The organism is Tenacibaculum amylolyticum, from assembly GCF_964511145.1.
GTDB lineage: Bacteria > Bacteroidota > Bacteroidia > Flavobacteriales > Flavobacteriaceae > Polaribacter > Polaribacter amylolyticum.
The window spans coordinates 27140-43794 of record NZ_CAZEFZ010000017.1; the positions used below are offsets into that span (position 1 = coordinate 27140).

At 31.4% G+C, this 16655-nt stretch carries 20 protein-coding genes; 6 read left to right on the forward strand and 14 right to left on the reverse strand.

All coding sequences use genetic code 11. The features are described 5' to 3' along the window. Window positions 1-307: 307 nt before the first annotated feature. From ACKTTC_RS06975 to ACKTTC_RS06995, 5 genes are all read right to left on the reverse strand, one after another. The gene (locus ACKTTC_RS06975) at window positions 308-529 is read right to left on the reverse strand and encodes a hypothetical protein (protein WP_408039087.1); all 222 of its coding nucleotides are present in this window, start codon (window positions 527-529) and stop codon (window positions 308-310) included. A 139-nt stretch (window positions 530-668) separates the two neighbouring features. Then, window positions 669-1274 (reverse strand): LytR/AlgR family response regulator transcription factor, encoded by a 606-nt coding sequence (locus tag ACKTTC_RS06980; protein ID WP_408039088.1) that lies wholly within the window; start codon window positions 1272-1274, stop codon window positions 669-671. 198 nt (window positions 1275-1472) lie between these two features. Continuing rightward, window positions 1473-3296 (reverse strand): GNAT family N-acyltransferase, encoded by a 1824-nt coding sequence (locus tag ACKTTC_RS06985; RefSeq protein WP_408039089.1) that lies wholly within the window; start codon window positions 3294-3296, stop codon window positions 1473-1475. Window positions 3297-3339: 43 nt separating this feature from the next. Beyond that, entirely contained in the window at window positions 3340-4593 is a 1254-nt protein-coding gene (locus tag ACKTTC_RS06990) for an aspartate kinase (RefSeq protein WP_408039090.1), read from the reverse strand. Further along, a complete protein-coding gene (locus tag ACKTTC_RS06995; RefSeq protein WP_408039091.1) occupies window positions 4580-5062 on the reverse strand; it encodes a GNAT family N-acetyltransferase in 483 nt (160 codons plus the stop codon). Before ACKTTC_RS06995 ends, ACKTTC_RS06990 begins: the two co-directional genes overlap by 14 nt. Window positions 5063-5293: 231 nt before the next feature. On the opposite strand from ACKTTC_RS06995, the gene fbp reads away from it, so the two are divergent. Together fbp and ACKTTC_RS07005 are read left to right on the forward strand one after the other, a co-directional pair. Then, window positions 5294-6310, forward strand: coding sequence for a class 1 fructose-bisphosphatase (gene fbp / locus ACKTTC_RS07000; protein WP_408039092.1), 1017 nt, complete (start codon window positions 5294-5296; stop codon window positions 6308-6310). Window positions 6311-6420: 110 nt separating this feature from the next. Then, a complete protein-coding gene (locus tag ACKTTC_RS07005) occupies window positions 6421-7029 on the forward strand; it encodes a superoxide dismutase (protein WP_408039093.1) in 609 nt (202 codons plus the stop codon). 310 nt (window positions 7030-7339) lie between these two features. On the opposite strand, the gene ACKTTC_RS07010 is transcribed toward ACKTTC_RS07005, so the two are convergent. From ACKTTC_RS07010 to ACKTTC_RS07020, 3 genes are all read right to left on the reverse strand, one after another. Further along, the gene (locus tag ACKTTC_RS07010) at window positions 7340-7933 is read right to left on the reverse strand and encodes a TetR/AcrR family transcriptional regulator (RefSeq protein ID WP_408039094.1); all 594 of its coding nucleotides are present in this window, start codon (window positions 7931-7933) and stop codon (window positions 7340-7342) included. A gap of 215 nt (window positions 7934-8148) precedes the next feature. Then, window positions 8149-9300 (reverse strand): cystathionine gamma-synthase, encoded by a 1152-nt coding sequence (locus tag ACKTTC_RS07015; protein WP_408039095.1) that lies wholly within the window; start codon window positions 9298-9300, stop codon window positions 8149-8151. A gap of 40 nt (window positions 9301-9340) precedes the next feature. After that, window positions 9341-9796: a DinB family protein gene (locus tag ACKTTC_RS07020; RefSeq protein ID WP_408039096.1), complete on the reverse strand. Its 456-nt coding sequence runs from the start codon at window positions 9794-9796 to the stop codon at window positions 9341-9343. Between the two features lie 40 nt (window positions 9797-9836). Between ACKTTC_RS07020 and ACKTTC_RS07025 the strand changes: the two genes are divergently transcribed. Then, a complete protein-coding gene (locus ACKTTC_RS07025) occupies window positions 9837-10184 on the forward strand; it encodes an arsenate reductase family protein (protein WP_408039097.1) in 348 nt (115 codons plus the stop codon). On the opposite strand, the gene ACKTTC_RS07030 is transcribed toward ACKTTC_RS07025, so the two are convergent. From ACKTTC_RS07030 to ACKTTC_RS07050, 5 genes are all read right to left on the reverse strand, one after another. Next, window positions 10181-10657 (reverse strand): DUF4252 domain-containing protein, encoded by a 477-nt coding sequence (locus tag ACKTTC_RS07030; RefSeq protein WP_408039098.1) that lies wholly within the window; start codon window positions 10655-10657, stop codon window positions 10181-10183. The two genes, ACKTTC_RS07025 and ACKTTC_RS07030, sit on opposite strands and share 4 nt — an antisense overlap. A 109-nt stretch (window positions 10658-10766) precedes the next feature. Next, window positions 10767-11096, reverse strand: coding sequence for a YegP family protein (locus ACKTTC_RS07035; protein WP_408039099.1), 330 nt, complete (start codon window positions 11094-11096; stop codon window positions 10767-10769). A 93-nt stretch (window positions 11097-11189) separates the two neighbouring features. Continuing rightward, window positions 11190-12197, reverse strand: coding sequence for a DUF3089 domain-containing protein (locus ACKTTC_RS07040; RefSeq protein WP_408039100.1), 1008 nt, complete (start codon window positions 12195-12197; stop codon window positions 11190-11192). A 16-nt stretch (window positions 12198-12213) separates the two neighbouring features. Then, window positions 12214-12609, reverse strand: a complete 396-nt coding sequence (locus ACKTTC_RS07045; RefSeq protein ID WP_408039101.1) for a DUF6165 family protein — start codon at window positions 12607-12609, stop codon at window positions 12214-12216. Between the two features lie 21 nt (window positions 12610-12630). Next, window positions 12631-13665, reverse strand: a complete 1035-nt coding sequence (locus ACKTTC_RS07050) for a hypothetical protein (RefSeq protein WP_408039102.1) — start codon at window positions 13663-13665, stop codon at window positions 12631-12633. A gap of 101 nt (window positions 13666-13766) precedes the next feature. Between ACKTTC_RS07050 and ACKTTC_RS07055 the strand changes: the two genes are divergently transcribed. The 3 genes from ACKTTC_RS07055 to mscL are packed head-to-tail and all read left to right on the forward strand — an operon-like array spanning window position 13767 to window position 15928. Beyond that, window positions 13767-14372 (forward strand): thymidine kinase, encoded by a 606-nt coding sequence (locus tag ACKTTC_RS07055; protein ID WP_408039103.1) that lies wholly within the window; start codon window positions 13767-13769, stop codon window positions 14370-14372. Beyond that, window positions 14369-15469 (forward strand): alanine racemase, encoded by a 1101-nt coding sequence (gene alr, locus ACKTTC_RS07060; protein ID WP_408039104.1) that lies wholly within the window; start codon window positions 14369-14371, stop codon window positions 15467-15469. Before ACKTTC_RS07055 ends, alr begins: the two co-directional genes overlap by 4 nt. Window positions 15470-15520: 51 nt before the next feature. Beyond that, window positions 15521-15928, forward strand: coding sequence for a large-conductance mechanosensitive channel protein MscL (gene mscL / locus ACKTTC_RS07065; RefSeq protein ID WP_408039139.1), 408 nt, complete (start codon window positions 15521-15523; stop codon window positions 15926-15928). 86 nt (window positions 15929-16014) lie between these two features. On the opposite strand, the gene ACKTTC_RS07070 is transcribed toward mscL, so the two are convergent. Then, window positions 16015-16605 carry a carboxymuconolactone decarboxylase family protein gene (locus tag ACKTTC_RS07070; protein ID WP_408039105.1) on the reverse strand — a complete coding sequence of 197 codons (591 nt, stop codon included), beginning with the start codon at window positions 16603-16605 and terminating at the stop codon, window positions 16015-16017. Window positions 16606-16655 lie beyond the last annotated feature (50 nt).

Genomic DNA, 16655 nt, shown 5'->3' on the forward strand with positions numbered 1-16655 from the left:
CGCTACTGAATTCAGTAGTGCCTTACATTTAACTTTTATCTAAGATTTATTAAGAACAAGGGCCTAAATCAAGTATAACTCCTCCTCCACAAAATCCTTTTAAACTCCCTCCAATACAAGCTATTAAAGGTCTACCTCCTTATGGACAAGATGCCGAATTAAAACCTCCATTAATTTTTTCTTCATCTTTTTTACATAAAATTTTTCCCAAATTTAAAATTGTTTTCTTCATATGAATTAAGTTTTAAGTGTTTAGTATCTAAAAAAACGCTACTGAATTCAGTAGCGTTTTTTATTTCATTTAAAGTTATAAGCAATGCCCTCCATTACCAGAGATTACTTGTCCATTTTGACAGTACCCAACTATGGAGTTATTAATACAAGTAAATGTGGGAATACTTCCATCTGAACAACCACTTCCAATAGGAATAGGATTTATAACTCCGTCTCCTCCTTTAACTCCTCCATTAATTGTTTGCTGTTCCTTTTTAGCTAGTGCTTTTCCTAAATTTAAAATTGTTTTTTTCATAATAATTAAGTTTTAAAAACAGTTTTTAAACAACTATTTTCTTTTAATATTTCTAATAAATGTATTCAAAAAACCTTTCTTGTTTTTATGCTTCTTTATAAACGAAAGCACATTTTTGATTAGATATACATTTAACGATTTAAGTGTAATTTTTAATAAAGTTTACTAAGCTTGATTTGTTTCGAACAGAGACAACAATTCTCTCTTCGTTGTGTAATGTAATAGCCTCCTTTTTGTAAATTGATTTAATGTAACGGACATTTATTAGTACAGATCTATTGGCTCTAAAAAACCCCTTATTCTTTAGCATTTTCTCATAATACTTTAAAGATTTAGAAGCAAGATATTCGTCTCCGCTATCCATAAAGAACTTTGTGTAATTCCCATCTGCTTCACATTTTATAAGTTCTTGTAAACTTACCGAGACATAAGAACTATTTACATGGATAAAAAGAGTATTTGAAGTATGTGTATCTTCAAATGACGTAGCAGATCCTAAATTATTTGTTTCATTAGCAGCTTTCCTTTTCTCTAAATTATTATTGAACAACGACTTTAACATACTATTTTCTTTCACTATACTCGCAATAGCATCATCTAAGTCAATATGATCTAACAACTGTTCAAATTTATTTCGTAAAGTTTCTTTATCTAAATCATTTAATTTAGGGGAAATTATATTTAATAGTGATACAATATCGTATTGTGCTTCATTTTCATAGATAGGTGTAGATAATTCCTTCATTACTTGCATTGTTTAAAACGGCTATAACTACGTAATAGAACCGATGTTTTTTATTACGTTTCAAACAATACAAAAATGTTACTATCAACACTCTTGATGATTCGCAAATTCTTTTGAATTTTTAAATTTTATACGAAAGTATATTTCTTTATAATGTAAATGATATAAAAACAAAAAAGACCTTTTCAGGTCTCTTTTTTAGTTTTTATTGGTAGTAGCATTATTTAAATTCTCTAATGCTTTTTTTTCTAATTCTGCCTGAAATTCTTCTAGAACAGGCTTCACCGTACTTTCTGGTAAATCGGAAACTTTAATATACATTAAACCATCTACGGCGTTGTTAAATTTAGGATCTACATTAAAGGCTACTAAACGTGCATTCTGTTTTACGTATTTCTTAATTAAAACAGGAATACGTAATGCTCCAGGTTCAATCTCATCAATAACTTTATCAAACTTATTCATATCAGATTTTGTTGCATCGAATACAAAATCTTTATCTCCATCTTTAAGTTTTACTTTAAATTCTTTTTTAGGATGAATGTATTGTGCTACATAAGGATCGTAGTAATGCGATTTCATAAACTCAATCATTAATGATTTAGAGAATTCTGAAAACTGATTACTAATACTTACACCTCCCATTAAGTATTTGTAACTTGGGTAACGCAATGTTACGTGTACAATTCCTTTCCATAATAAAAATAATGGCATCGGTTTTTGCTGATATTCTTTTATAATAAAAGCTCTTCCCATTTCTATTGTACTCTCCATCATTGGATGTAACTCTGGCTCTATTTTAAACAACGTTTGTACATAGAATCCGTTTATTCCATAACGCTTATAAATATCTTTACCTAAGCCCATTCGATAAGCTCCTACCACTTTATTATCTGTATTGTCCCATAATAATAAATGGTGGTAATATTTATCAAACCTATCTAAATCTAATGAGTTATTTGTCCCTTCTCCTACTTCTCTAAATGTAATTTCGCGTAAACGCCCTATTTCATGAAGAATGTTTGGTATCTCTTTAGCTGAAGAAAAGAATACTTCGTAATTTTTACTTTCTAATAAACGCTTACCATGATCTCGTAAATCATTAATTTCTTTTACAAAAAGATCTGGGTTTCTTTGTGAAGTAATACTTTTCGCCTTCTTTGGAATTTTTAGCTTTTGAGTAGAAATTAACTTCTGGTTCTTCTCAAAAGGATTCGCCAACATATAGGTCTTTTTACGCAAAAATTCATAAAACGCAGGTATTTCCTTATAAGCATCCTGATCTTTAACAGATATCGGTTTTCCTATTCTTACTTTTATAACTCTATTCTTCTGAGAAAGTAATTCAGATGGTAATTTTGCTGTCCTAAGCGTATCGCTTATTTTAGATAAAATATAAAATAGCCTACTATTTTTTGCGTGGAAGTAAATTGGAATTACAGGAACTTTTGCTTTTTTAATAAGCTTTACAGCGCCTTCTTCCCATTCTTTATCTACCATTAATTTCCCATCTCTGTAAGTAGACACTTCACCTGCAGGAAAAATCCCTAACGGTTTTCCTTCTCGTAAATGCATTAAAGCATTTTTTATTCCTGCTACACTAGATTTTGCATCCTTATGATTTTCAAAAGGATTTACAGGCATTACATATGGTTTTAATGGCTCTATTCTATGCAATAAGAAGTTTGCAATGATTTTATAGTCGGGTCTATGCTCTACTAACAAACGCAATAATAAAATCCCATCAATCCCACCTAAAGGATGGTTTGAGATTGTAATAAACGGCCCTTCTTTTGGAATACGTTTAAAATCTTCTTCTGGAATTTCAAACTCAATTTGAAACTCATCTAACAAGCCTTTTAAAAAAGGTAAATCGTTTAAATGTTTATGTTTGTTATAAACTTTATTTGCAGTAGAAATTCGCAAAACTTGCATTAATAACCAGCCAATAAATGTACCTAAAATACCCAGTTTATCAACTTTTATTGCTTTTGCTACTTCCTTTGATGTAACTAAACCCATAAATTTGGTGTTAAACCGCAAATATATAAGAAAAATACTTTTGTTAAGCGTTTTCTTGTATAACTAACTGGGCAGTTTCAGTATTAATTTGTCGTATAATTGCTCTTCCTTTACTTCGAATACTTTTAATAGCTTCATCATCAAAGTGTCTAATCGTATATAATGTTACGTCTTTGTAACATTTTATATTGAAAGAACTTTTTAAGTCATTATAAAAATTATCAAAGCTGTTAAACTTATCTTCAATACACACAGAAAAACTAATAGCTGAGTTTTGAATTAGGTTTACCTTTAGTTTATACTCATGTAATTTTTTAAATACAGTGCTAATATTATCTTCAACCATAAATGAAAAATCTTTAGCAGAAACTGAAGCTAAAATCTGATTTTTCTTTACAATATAACAAGGCACTTCTGGAGTAATTCCTTGTGTTTTAGAAACTGCTGTCCCTTCTAATTCTAAATTATCGAAAGAACGAACAAATAATGGAATTTGCTTTTGTTCTAATGGTTGAATTGTTTTTGGGTGAATTACAGAAGCTCCATAAAAAGCCATCTCAATAGCTTCTGTATACGATATTTTTTGTAACAGTTCTGTTGCATCAAAAACTCTAGGATCTGCATTTAAAACACCTTGTACATCTTTCCATATAGTTACACTATCTGCATTTAAACAATAAGCAAAAATACCCGCTGTATAGTCAGAACCTTCTCTACCTAATGTAGTTGTGTATTCTCCATTATTCCCTAAAAACCCTTGTGTAATGTTCAATTTAGAAACATCCACTTTTTGTTGAATAATGGCTTCTGTAAGTTCCCAATTTACTTTCGCATCTCTATAATTGCTATCTGTTTTAATATAGTCTCTTACATCTAACCATTGATTTGTTACTCCAATTTTAGTTAAGTAAGCACTTACAATAGTTGTAGAAAGTAATTCTCCAAAGCCTACTAATTGATCATATATGTAGTTGTAATCTTCTGAAGTATTTATAGCCATACGCCCAGCAAGTTCTCCAAATAAATAAGTTACTTTAGTGTATACTTCTTCATTTTTATCGAACAAACCATCTAGCATATTTGTGTGAAAATCTTTTATAGCCTTTAACGCTTCTTGTAAATCGTCTGTCCCATCTACATAAGCTCTTATCAAACGCTCAAAAGCATTTGTCATTTTCCCCATAGCTGAGATTACGACTAAAGTATTTTCCGTTCCTTCATGTTGTAGCACGCGTGCTACATTTTTCACTGCATCTGGACTTTTAACAGATGCTCCTCCAAACTTAAAAATTCTCATTTATAAACCTTTCTAAATTTTGTTCATTCATTTGTGCAACTCTCCATTCATCAAAAACCGTTGCTCCTGTATTTTCATAAAACTTAATTGCATTGGTATTCCAATCTAATACTTCCCAAGCTACACGTTTGTATCCATTTTCATGTGCATAATTCAACACTGCTTTATACAATGCTTTTCCTGCTCCAATTCCTCTTTTAGATGCTGTTACCATTAAATCCTCTAGATGAATTGTTTTTCCTTTCCAAGTAGAATACCTTTCATAAAAAAGTGTCATTCCAACAATTATTCCTTCTTCTTCAGCTACAAAAGTTTTAAATCTAGGATTATCTGAAAAACCATCTCTTATTAAATCATCAACTGTAACCTCAACAGCGTCTGGTTCTTTTTCAAAAACAGCTAACTCAACAATTAACTGTAATATAGCAGCTGCATCTCTTTTTTCTCCTGTGCGAATTTTAAAACTCATTTTTTTGAAATTTTTAGCAAAAATACTTTTTATAATACCTCCTTAAAAAAAATAATAAATTCCAACATATCCATTTTATTTTGTTGATTTTTTATTCTTTTCTACACATAAACAATCAAAAGATAAAACACTGGGGGTTTATACCCTATCTCGTAAAAATACTTTACTAAAACGTTGTAGTTGTCTAAAAAGTTGTCATCTTTGTATCTGGTATGTAAACTGTATCTATTCATGGCTAGAAAAAATCAAACTCTTGGTGAGTTTATTATTGAAAATCAATCGTCTTTTAAGTACACTTCTGGAGAACTTTCTCGTTTAATCAATTCTATTCGTTTAGCAGCAAAAGTTGTAAATCACGAAGTAAACAAAGCAGGTTTAGTAGATATTATTGGAGCTGCAGGTGAAACTAATGTACAAGGTGAAGACCAACAAAAGTTAGATGTATACGCTAACGACAAGTTTATACAAACACTTACAAATAGAAATATCGTTTGTGGTATTGCAAGTGAGGAAGAAGATGATTTTATCATCGTAAACAGTCAAGATGAAAACCATCAAAATAAATATGTTGTTTTGATAGATCCTTTAGATGGATCTTCTAACATTGACGTAAATGTTTCTGTAGGAACTATATTTTCTATTTATAGACGTATTACTCCTGTAGGAACTCCTGTTCAAATTGAAGACTTCTTACAAAAAGGAGATGAACAAGTAGCGGCTGGATATGTTGTATATGGAACTTCTACAATGTTAGTATATACTACTGGTGACGGTGTGAATGGATTTACCTTAAACCCTGCCATTGGAACTTTTTATTTATCACATCCAAATATGGAATTCCCTGAAAATGGAAAGATTTACTCAGTAAACGAAGGAAATTATATTCATTTTCCTTTGGGCGTAAAGAAATACATTAAATATTGCCAGGAAGAAGAAGGAGACAGACCATATACAAGTAGGTATATTGGTTCTTTAGTTTCTGACTTTCATAGAAACATGATTAAAGGAGGAATTTATATGTATCCTAAGAGTTCTAAAAACTCTAATGGAAAACTTCGTTTGTTATATGAATGTAACCCTATGGCATTTTTAGCTGAACAAGCAAATGGAAAAGCGAGTGATGGATTCCAAAGAATCTTAGACTTACAGCCTACAGAATTACATCAAAGAGTTCCGTTTTTCTGTGGCAGTAAAAATATGGTAGAAAAAGCGGAGTCTTTTATGAATGAATACTCTGATAAAGCATAATTTTTTATTATAATTCAATAGATAATCAAATAGGACTAGCAGTTGTTAGTCCTATTTTTTTATGGTAAATTCGTACCTGCAAATTAGTAACTAATACAAATCAAAAAATTATGGCTTTTCAATTACCGGAATTAGGGTACGCTTACGATGCGTTAGAACCAAATATTGATGCAAGAACTATGGAAATTCACCATACTAAACATCACAATGGATATACAAATAAATTAAATGCTGCAATTGAAGGTACTGATTTAGAAGGGAAATCAATTGAAGATATTTTAACTAACTTAGATATGAATAATGGTGCTGTTCGTAATAACGGTGGTGGTTTTTATAATCACTCTTTATTTTGGACAGTTATGAATCCTGAAGATAGAGGATATCTTTCTGGAGAATTAAAAGACGCTATTGAGGCAGAATTTGGTTCGAAAGAAGCTTTTATTGAGGCTTTTTCTAAAGCTGCTGCTACACAATTTGGTTCTGGATGGGCTTGGTTATGTGTACACAAAGGAGGAAAAGTTGAAGTATGTTCTACTCCAAACCAAGACAATCCTTTAATGCCTGGTGTAACTTGTGGAGGTACGCCTATTTTAGGTTTAGATGTTTGGGAACATGCTTACTACTTAAACTACCAAAACCGTCGTCCAGATTATATTGATGCTTTCTTTAAAGTAATTAACTGGAATGAAGTAGAAAGAAGATATGCTGCTGCTAAATAATTAGTAGTACTCATATACAACACATAAAAAAGGCATCCAATTAAGGATGCCTTTTATGCTTACACTATTTTCAATTCTATAAAGCTTTTAAACCCTTGCTTTTAAAACGTACTTTAAGGAATATTTTTTATCAAAACAGAACAAGCGTATCTTCTATATTGTTTAGAAGACAATAGTAACAAATTAAAATACATAAGCGAACTAAACGCGAAAATGTAAAGTCCAAACTCAGCTTCTTTTGGGATTATTTCTAATATTAAATTCATAACTATATTTTTATACCAATTGGTATATTTTTAGTCAAAAAAATTTATTTCTTTAAATCATTTGCTATCATTACCTTCATTATTGCTGCTAAATCATGTAGATAACTTCCATCTTCCATTACATGCGACATATACACTGCACCTTCTATCATATAGGAAAACCGTTTTGCATATGTTTCGCTATTTACTTCATTTTTTACTTGGTTAGATTCTTTTGCTGCATCGATTAATTTAGTGAACTTCTCCAATATCCTCTCGTTATAAGATCTCACTAATTTAGATATCGAATTTTGCTGATATCCTGAATCAACACCAATATTTAAAATCGGACAACCACCAAATTTTTTACTATAACTATAATAATTTTTGTAAAAGTTTGAAACGTTAATTAATCTATCTAACGCTGTGTCCCCCTTTGCAACATGTGCATTTAAATCTTTTAAAACTGTTCTTATACAGTATCTAAAAGCTTCTGTTGCTAATTCTTCCTTGCTTTCAAAATGACCATAAATAGCTCCTTTTGTTAAGCCTGTTGCCTCTGTAATTTTTGAAAGGCTCATTGCTGCATAACCGTTCTTATTAAAAATTGGTGCTACAGTCCCAATAATATGTAATCTTGTCTTCTCAGATTTCAACATATATGACAAACATACAAAAATATACCGATTGGTATATAAAAAATTTAAAAAAAGATTTATTTAATTGTTAAATTCATTATTTGAAACACTCAAAATTCACAAATTCATAAAACAAAATATATTTGAAACTAGCTAGAGTCATAAGGATTCCAGAGAGTTTTAAAGAAGTTTACCTTTAAAAAAGAAAAACACTCTTTTTCTAGAGTGTTTTTTATTTAAATAGTTAAAGCTTGTTCTAAATCAGCTAATAAATCGTCTATATCTTCAATTCCTACACTTAAACGAATTAGCGAATCTGTAACTCCTATTTTTAACCGCTCAGTTTCAGGAATAGAAGCGTGCGTCATCGTAACTGGATGATTCACTAAGCTTTCTACGCCTCCTAATGATTCAGCCAAGGTGAATACTTTTGTATTTTCCAAAAACTTAAAAGCTGCTTCTTTACTTTCATTTTTTAAACGAAAAGAAACCATGCCTCCATAACCTTTTGTCATCTGTTTCTTAGCGATTTCGTGATTAGGATGATCTTCAAAACCTGGATAATACACATGACCAACTTTATTATGCTTTGCTAAAAACTCAGCAACTGCATTACCATTTTCACAATGACGTTGCATACGAACATGCAATGTTTTTATCCCTCGTAATGCTAAAAAAGCATCCATTGGTCCTGCAATTGCACCTGCTGCAAACTGAATAAAATGTAATTCTTTAGCTAATTTTTCATCTTTTACCATTAAGGCTCCCATTACTAAATCAGAATGACCTCCTAAATATTTTGTAGCAGAATGCATCACAATATCTGCTCCTAAATTTAAAGGTTGTTGCAAATATGGAGTGGCAAATGTATTATCAACAGCTGTTATAATTTCTTTATTCACTTCTCTAACAGCTATTGTTATTGCCTCGATATCTGCAATCTTCATTAACGGATTCGTTGGTGTTTCTATCCAAATTAGCTTTGTGTTAGAAGAAATTGCATTCGCAACATTAGCTGCTTCTTCCATATTTACAAATTGAAATTTCAATCCATATTTTTGAAACAACTGAGTAAACATTCTATAAGTTCCTCCATATAAATCGTCTCCTGCAATAATTTCATCTCCTGGGTTTAACAAACGTAACACACAGTCTATAGCTGATAAACCTGAAGAAAACGCAAATCCATGTGTACCATTTTCAATAGCAGCAAATGCATTTTCTAAAGCTGTTCTCGTTGGATTAGCTGCTCTAGAATATTCATATCCTTTATTTACTCCTGGACTAGATTGTGCATAGGTAGAAGTTTGAAAGATTGGTGGCATTACAGCACCTGTAGCTTCTTCATTCTTTTGCCCTCCGTGTATTGTTTTTGTATTAAACTTCATGCTGTTCATTTCTTACATTAGACGATGAGTACACTCAACTTTACACCAATTTGGTTAACGCCATAATAACACCCAAATGTATTCCTTCATGTAAATTGTTAAATGCTATTGCATTTTCTATAGAAGTCAGTACAAAACCTGTACTTGTAGGATATTCCGTATATGTTTTAAAGATTCCTTCGTTATAATCTTCAATTAATGTGTCTGGTAAGCCCATTAGTAAATCTTTCACCTCTTCAAATTCTTCTGCAGACATTTCTTCAGTTGGAGCTGTTCCTTTTCTATATTTTTCTATCAATTCATCTGGCACCAAACATTGTAATCCAGAAAGTTTATAATGTAATAACTGTTGGGTTACTACTAAATGTGCTACATTCCATGCAATATTGTTTTTAAATCCTTCTGGAATTTTATGTAATTGCTCATGTGTTAGTCCTTCTATTTTTTTAAAAACTAGTTCTCTAGATTTTTTTAAAATATCGAATTGTGTATTCATTTTCTGATTATTTTAGCGATGCTAAAGATACTTATTTAACATGAAGAAAGTTTACTTTTTACAAACTTGCGATACTTGTAGAAGAATTTTAAAAGAAGTGAATCTAGAAGGTTTCGAAAAACAAGAAATAAAATCAGAACCTATTACTGTTGCCCAATTAGAAGAACTTTATGGTTTAACACAAAGTTACGAGGCTTTATTTAATAAGAGAGCTAAATTATATAGGGAAATGGACTTGAAAAATCAGAACTTAACTGAACAAGACTATCGCCAATATATCTCAGATGAATATACCTTTTTAAAGCGCCCAGTTTTTATTGTAGAAAATGAAATATTTGTAGGTAATAGTAAAAAGGTAATAGATAATTTAAAAGAAAAGCTTCTCTAATGAGAAGCTTCTTTCTTTTTTATATCTGACATAAGAGATGCTAATTCATCTTTTGTTAAGGTAATTTTTAATCCTACCATTACAAAGCTATCTCCTTTGCTATTCGCTTTTAGAATCAATTCCTTGATCAAATCTCCTTTTTCTTTGTAATATACTCCCACTCTATCTTTACCATCTCTAACTTTAACTAAGGTTTTTAATCCTTTGGACTTTGTAAACCTTTTAAAATCTTTTTCAATTGAATTATCTTCATTATTAAAGACAATGATTTTGCACTTTTTTGCTTTCTTAATCAATCTATCAAACTCTTCAGAACTGTCATCATCTGCAATCAAATTGGCTAAAGAAGTTGGTACATCCATAGAAAATTTTGATTGTTCTTTATGATCATTATAAAACTCTGAAAAAGTTGTTTTTTGAGCGTTGATTGTTAAAACTAAAAATAATAATGCTGCTGTTATATATCGTTTCATAATACTTGGTTTTGTCTTGTAGACGACCTAGTTTTTTTTTTGTTACAATAAAAAAGTCTATAGCATAAAAATGCTATAGACTTTTAATATTTTAGTATACTGTTTCGTACTAGCTCAAGTCTTCTACAGAAGCATCTTCAGCATTTTTCTTCACAGATCTTATACCGTTTTCCATACTTTCTACAGACGCATACATCTGACTAGATCCGATTACCTGGCCATTAGATGCTTTTAGATTAAAATATGGCTTACCACTTTTAGATTCTAATCTTTCAAATCTAGAATCTTGAGTTCCATTTTTTCTAACCGATTCAATTCCGTTTGTACATCCCGACTTTGCACTGTATCCTTCGCTCGATAAAATAACTTGTCCGTTAGCAGCTTTTAATCTGAATCTAAACTCTTGACTTGCGTCTTTATAAATTTCGAATTTTCCCATTTAGTTATGTTTTTAATTACCCGTTTAATACTTAAGACACCAGTTTAAGACATTCGTCACTTTTACCGTGAAAAAAATTTACTTAAACTTATATTATTCATTCTCTTGTAACCAAGAGTTGGTTCTTGCTTCAGCATTTTCTCGAATATCTTGCCAGAACAAATTAATATCTCCTGCATGATATTTTCTAAGAAAAGACATGAAAAAGCGTAATGGAAATTTAGGGTTAGTACTCCATACCAATCCATCAGTTATTTCAATTTTAAGTGCTTTATCATATAACTTTCCATTAGAATACAAAAAACCTTTGTGCTGATCTAATTCAGTTTCTTTAGTTGTATTCCAAGTAATTGGATTTGTAGTTACACTACCTTTATACCAATCTTTATCTTTCTTGGGATAATGCCCTTTTTTATAAGTGTTCCAAGAAACAAATCCTCCAGTTTCCTTAGGAGAGGTCATTTCTTTTAGCGTTTTAAAGTCATCTGACTTTACTCCAATTCCAGGAATGTATGCTGCTATTAATTGTTTTTGCAATGGTTTTTCATCGAAAAAATCTTGTAATAAACGAATTGTATGCGTTGTACCTTGACTATGTCCTACCATTATAATAGGACGGTTATTATTGTACTTTTTTAAATACGTTTCAAAAGCCTTCTTTACATCTGAATAAGCTAGTTCTTGCGCCTCCTTACCTCCTTTATTATACAAAGGATAAGAACGTAAATGTGCTTGTCTATATAATGGCACATATACTTTTCCTGAAGTTGCAAACGCAGAAGCTTGCATTAAAACTGCTTTATTTACTACTTTATCGTTTTGCTCTATATCTCCTATTGGAGCATTCCATCGAATATCTTTTTTATCTGTAATCAGTGTTGGATACACATAGAATACATCTGCTTTTAAGGTATCTAAGCGATTTGATGCATATTCTTTAAAATTCTCGGCGTAGGTATTTGGCAACACTGCCCAAGATGTTTCTTTTGTATAATCTGGTTGTACTGGAATATTTTCTTGACGAAAAGTTTGTGTACGATATGTAGATTTACAATTGGCAAATACAATACAAAAAATAAGAAATACAAACGTTTTTTTCATCTTAGTAACACACCTTTTAGTCCTTATAATCTTCGTAAGATTTCTCTTCAACTAAATCTGAACCTGTAAATTCATTAATTTCTTTTTTTACTACAGAACGATCATCATTCGTATAATAAACAGCTCTAGCTAGCTTTATAAACGTTTCACCAAAATCTTTCGCTCGCTCACATTCACGAATATCATCTTCTATTTTCCACAATGTTTTATTAATCTCTAATAAATTATTATGTAGCTTTTTTAATGTTTCCTGATTAGCTGCTTCTGCATAAATTTGCTCTACAATAGGAGTTAACACTTCATACTCATGTTTAACATTTACGAGTTTTTTTGTGTCTTTTATTTCAGAAAGCTTTATTTCTAGAATTGTGTACTTGTCTATAATTTCTCCGTTGGATACTTCAATCTTCATGGTTTTCTACATTAAATTCATTTATGAAAAACGACGTTCTATAATTTCTAAAAAACGTGTTTCGTACTCTTCTTTTTCACTCCAATCATAGTCTGGTTTTACCATTTTATTAATAAAACTCTTCGCTTCTTTTTCAGTTTTAAAAGTATTTAATTGAGATACAACTCGATTAAAATCGGTTTGATCTCCATCAAATAGATTATTAACAAAAGCAATTCGATCGTTTAATCCAATTTGAATTGTATTTTGTAAATAATCATTTACTGTTTTCTTAGGTTCTGCTTTTTGAAATAAATCAGCCATTACATCAACAGGAAGTGTGTCTTGCAACTCATCTTCTAATGTTGGTGTTTTTTCTACTGGCTTTTCTTCTTTTATTTCTTCTGCTTTAGGTTCTTCAACTGGCACAAATTCTTCTTCAGTTGTAATAGTTGTTATATCTTCAGCGAATAATAATTGTTCTAATTCATCAAAAGGTTGCTCTGTAATTTCAGTTACTGGCTTCTTATCTGTTTTTTGAGGTGTTTCTTCTACTGCTGTTTTAGTTTCAGCTGCTACAACTTCATCCTCCTCCTCTTCTTCAAATAATTCGTGAACGATAATTTCTTCAGTTGTTTCTTTTATAGATTCTACAGATGCTTCTATTGGTTGTTCCGTTGCTGGCACCTCTACTTCTTCCTTCTCAACTGGTTCTTCAACTACTGGCGTCACTTCTTTTTCTATAACTTCAACAGGTGTTATTGTTTCTTCCTCATCAACTAACTCCGTAACAATAATTTCCTCTTCCGCTTCATTTGTTACAGATTCTTTTTCTTCAAGAAGTCCTTCCTCAATAACTTTACCAACATTTGCTCCTGCTATTTTTTCAATTAACTCTTCTTTCGTAACAGTAGCCTGAGGAGTGGTATTTATATATTCTTCAACATAAGCTAACAAAGCAAGTTTCTCATATACTTCGTGAGCTTTTTCTTTTAAGGCAAGCACATCTTCCTTATTTTTCATTTGTAAGATACTGTGTGCTAAACTAGTTAAATCAGAAGCTAATTTTTTGTGCATAAGTTCTCCCTAGGTTTTAATTTTTGCTTTTAAAATTTAATAAATTTGTCCTTTGTTTAAAGCAAAGCAAAAATATATAAATTGAGCATTAAAATTACAAAATGTTTCTTGAAAACACAGTAAATCACACAGAACAATTTGGTTGGATTGAGGTAATTTGTGGCTCAATGTTTTCTGGTAAAACTGAAGAATTGATCCGCAGATTGAAAAGAGCGCAATTTGCCAAGCAAAGAGTAGAAATTTTTAAACCAGCCATAGACGTTCGTTATGATGAGGAAGAAGTAGTATCTCATAACGACAACAGAATTCGTTCTACCCCCGTTCCTGCATCTTCAAACATACGATTATTAGCTAATAATGTAGATGTTGTAGGAATAGACGAAGCCCAATTTTTTGACGATGAAATCGTAGCAGTTTGTAATGACTTAGCCAATAGAGGTATTAGAGTTATTGTTGCTGGATTAGATATGGATTTTAAAGGTAATCCATTTGGTCCTATGCCAGCTTTAATGGCTACTGCAGAATATGTTACAAAAGTACATGCTGTTTGCACCAGAACTGGTAACTTAGCACATTACAGTTTTAGAAAAGCTGAAGGCGAGAATATTGTTATGCTAGGAGAAACACAAGAATACGAGCCTCTTAGTAGAGCTGCCTATTATAAAGCTATTAAAGAACAAAAAGTTCACAATAAAGAGGAGGAATGAATAATCATGTAACCGTTTTAGAAATCGATGCAAATGCAGTTTTGCATAATGTTAACTACTTTAAACAAAAATTACAGCCTACCACTAAAATACTAGCTGTTGTTAAAGCTTTTGGTTATGGTAGTGAGGCTATTGAAATTGCCAAACTAGTTCAAAACGAAGTTGATTATTTTGCTGTCGCTTATTCTAATGAAGGAATTGCATTGCGTGAAGCTGGTATAGATACTCCTATACTTGTATTACACCCTCAAATTTCCAATATTAAGGATATTGTAACACACAGATTAGAACCTAATTTATATAACTTTAAAATTCTTGAAGCTTTTCTACAATATGCCAATGATGTGCCTTTAATGAATTATCCTATTCATATAAAATTTAACACTGGGTTAAATAGATTAGGTTTTTGGCATACCGATATTCCTAATATCATTGCACGGTTAAAACAATCTAACAATGTGATTGTACAATCGCTTTTTTCTCATTTAGCAGCTAGTGAAGATGTTAATGAACAAGAATTCACCGTAAATCAAATTAACAATTTTGCTTACATCGTTAAGCAAGTTTATGAGCATTTAGGATATGAACCTATGATTCATATTTTAAATACTTCTGGTGTAGTAAACTACCCACAAGCACAATTTGATATGGTACGATTAGGAATTGGATTATATGGTTTTGGGAATACTCCAAATGAAACAGCCAATCTTAAAAACACACACGCACTCAAATCTATTATTTCACAAATACACCTTATCCAACCTGGTGAAACGGTAGGATATAATCGAGCTTTTGTTGCTAGTAGACTTACAAAGAGTGCAACTATTCCCGTGGGACATGCCGATGGTATTTCTAGAAGATTAGGAAATAAAAATGGTTTTGTAATTGTTAATAACAAACCAGCTCCAATTATTGGCAATGTTTGTATGGACATGATAATGGTAGACGTGACTGATATTGACTGTAACGAAGGAGATGAAGTTATTCTTTTCAACCATCAGCAACATATAGAATACATGGCACATAAATGCGAAACTATTCCTTATGAAATCTTAACTGCTTTATCTCAGCGCATAAAAAGGTTGGTAAAACGTTAAAATTTTACTAAATTCCGTTTTCAATAATCAAAAACTAATAATCACATGGGAATGTTAAAAGAGTTTAAGGACTTTGCCATGAAAGGTAATTTGGTAGACATTGCAGTTGCTTTTGTAATGGGTGCTTCTTTCAACAAAGTCGTTTCTTCATTTACTGGGGGTATTGTTTCTCCTCTTATAGGTATGATTGGAGGTACTAACTTTAATGATTTAAAATTTGTAATTAAAGATGCTGTTACTGACGCCTCAGGCAAAGTAACTTCAAATGAAGTCGCAATTCTTTATGGTGAATTCATGACCAATCTTATTGACTTCATTATTGTTGCTTTCGTAATGTTCATGATTGTAAAAGGCGTGAATGCAATGAAGAAAAAAGAAGAGGCAGCACCAGCTCCTCCAGCAGGTCCAAGCCAAGAAGAATTATTAGCCGAAATTAGAGACTTATTAAAGAAGAATTAGTTTATTCTTCTTCTAACTACTACATAAAAAAAGCTCGCAAATTGCGAGCTTTTTACGTATCTAATATTTTCTAGTAGTATTGAAACTTACACGTGTTTTCCCTTATTCCAACCGTGCTTTCCTAAGTACTGCTCTCCACTTTCTACAGCTCCATCTTCAATACTTGTTCCCATAGAATCATTCCACCTATTTAAGTATCCAAAAAGTGAAATTACTCCTAACATTTCAACAATTTCACCTTCATTCCAATGTTCATATAAACGTTCTTTAATCGTTTCATCAACTCCGTTAGGCACCATAGAAGCAGCTAATGAAAAATCTAATGCAGCACGTTCTGCTTCGGAAAATGCTGGATGGGTTTTATACTCCCAAATATTATCTAGTTTTTCTTGCTCTGCCCCATAACGTTCCGCAGCTCTAATAGCATGCGCCTGGCAATACCTGCAACCTGTAGCGTTACTACTTACCCAAGCAATCATTCTTTTAAGAGCAGAAGTTACACGTCCGTGATTTGCCATTACGGCCTTATTTAAATTGATAAAAGCTTTTGATATATCTGGTCTACGCTGCATTGTTAAAACAGAATTTGGGCAAAACCCAAGTGTTTCATTATAAAAATCCGATAATTGCTTCGTTTCTTCATCATGATTCGGATCTAATGGAGTTACTAATGGCATAATTTAGTTTTTATTTAAGTAGTTTTGTATTTCTTTTACAATAAACAAAA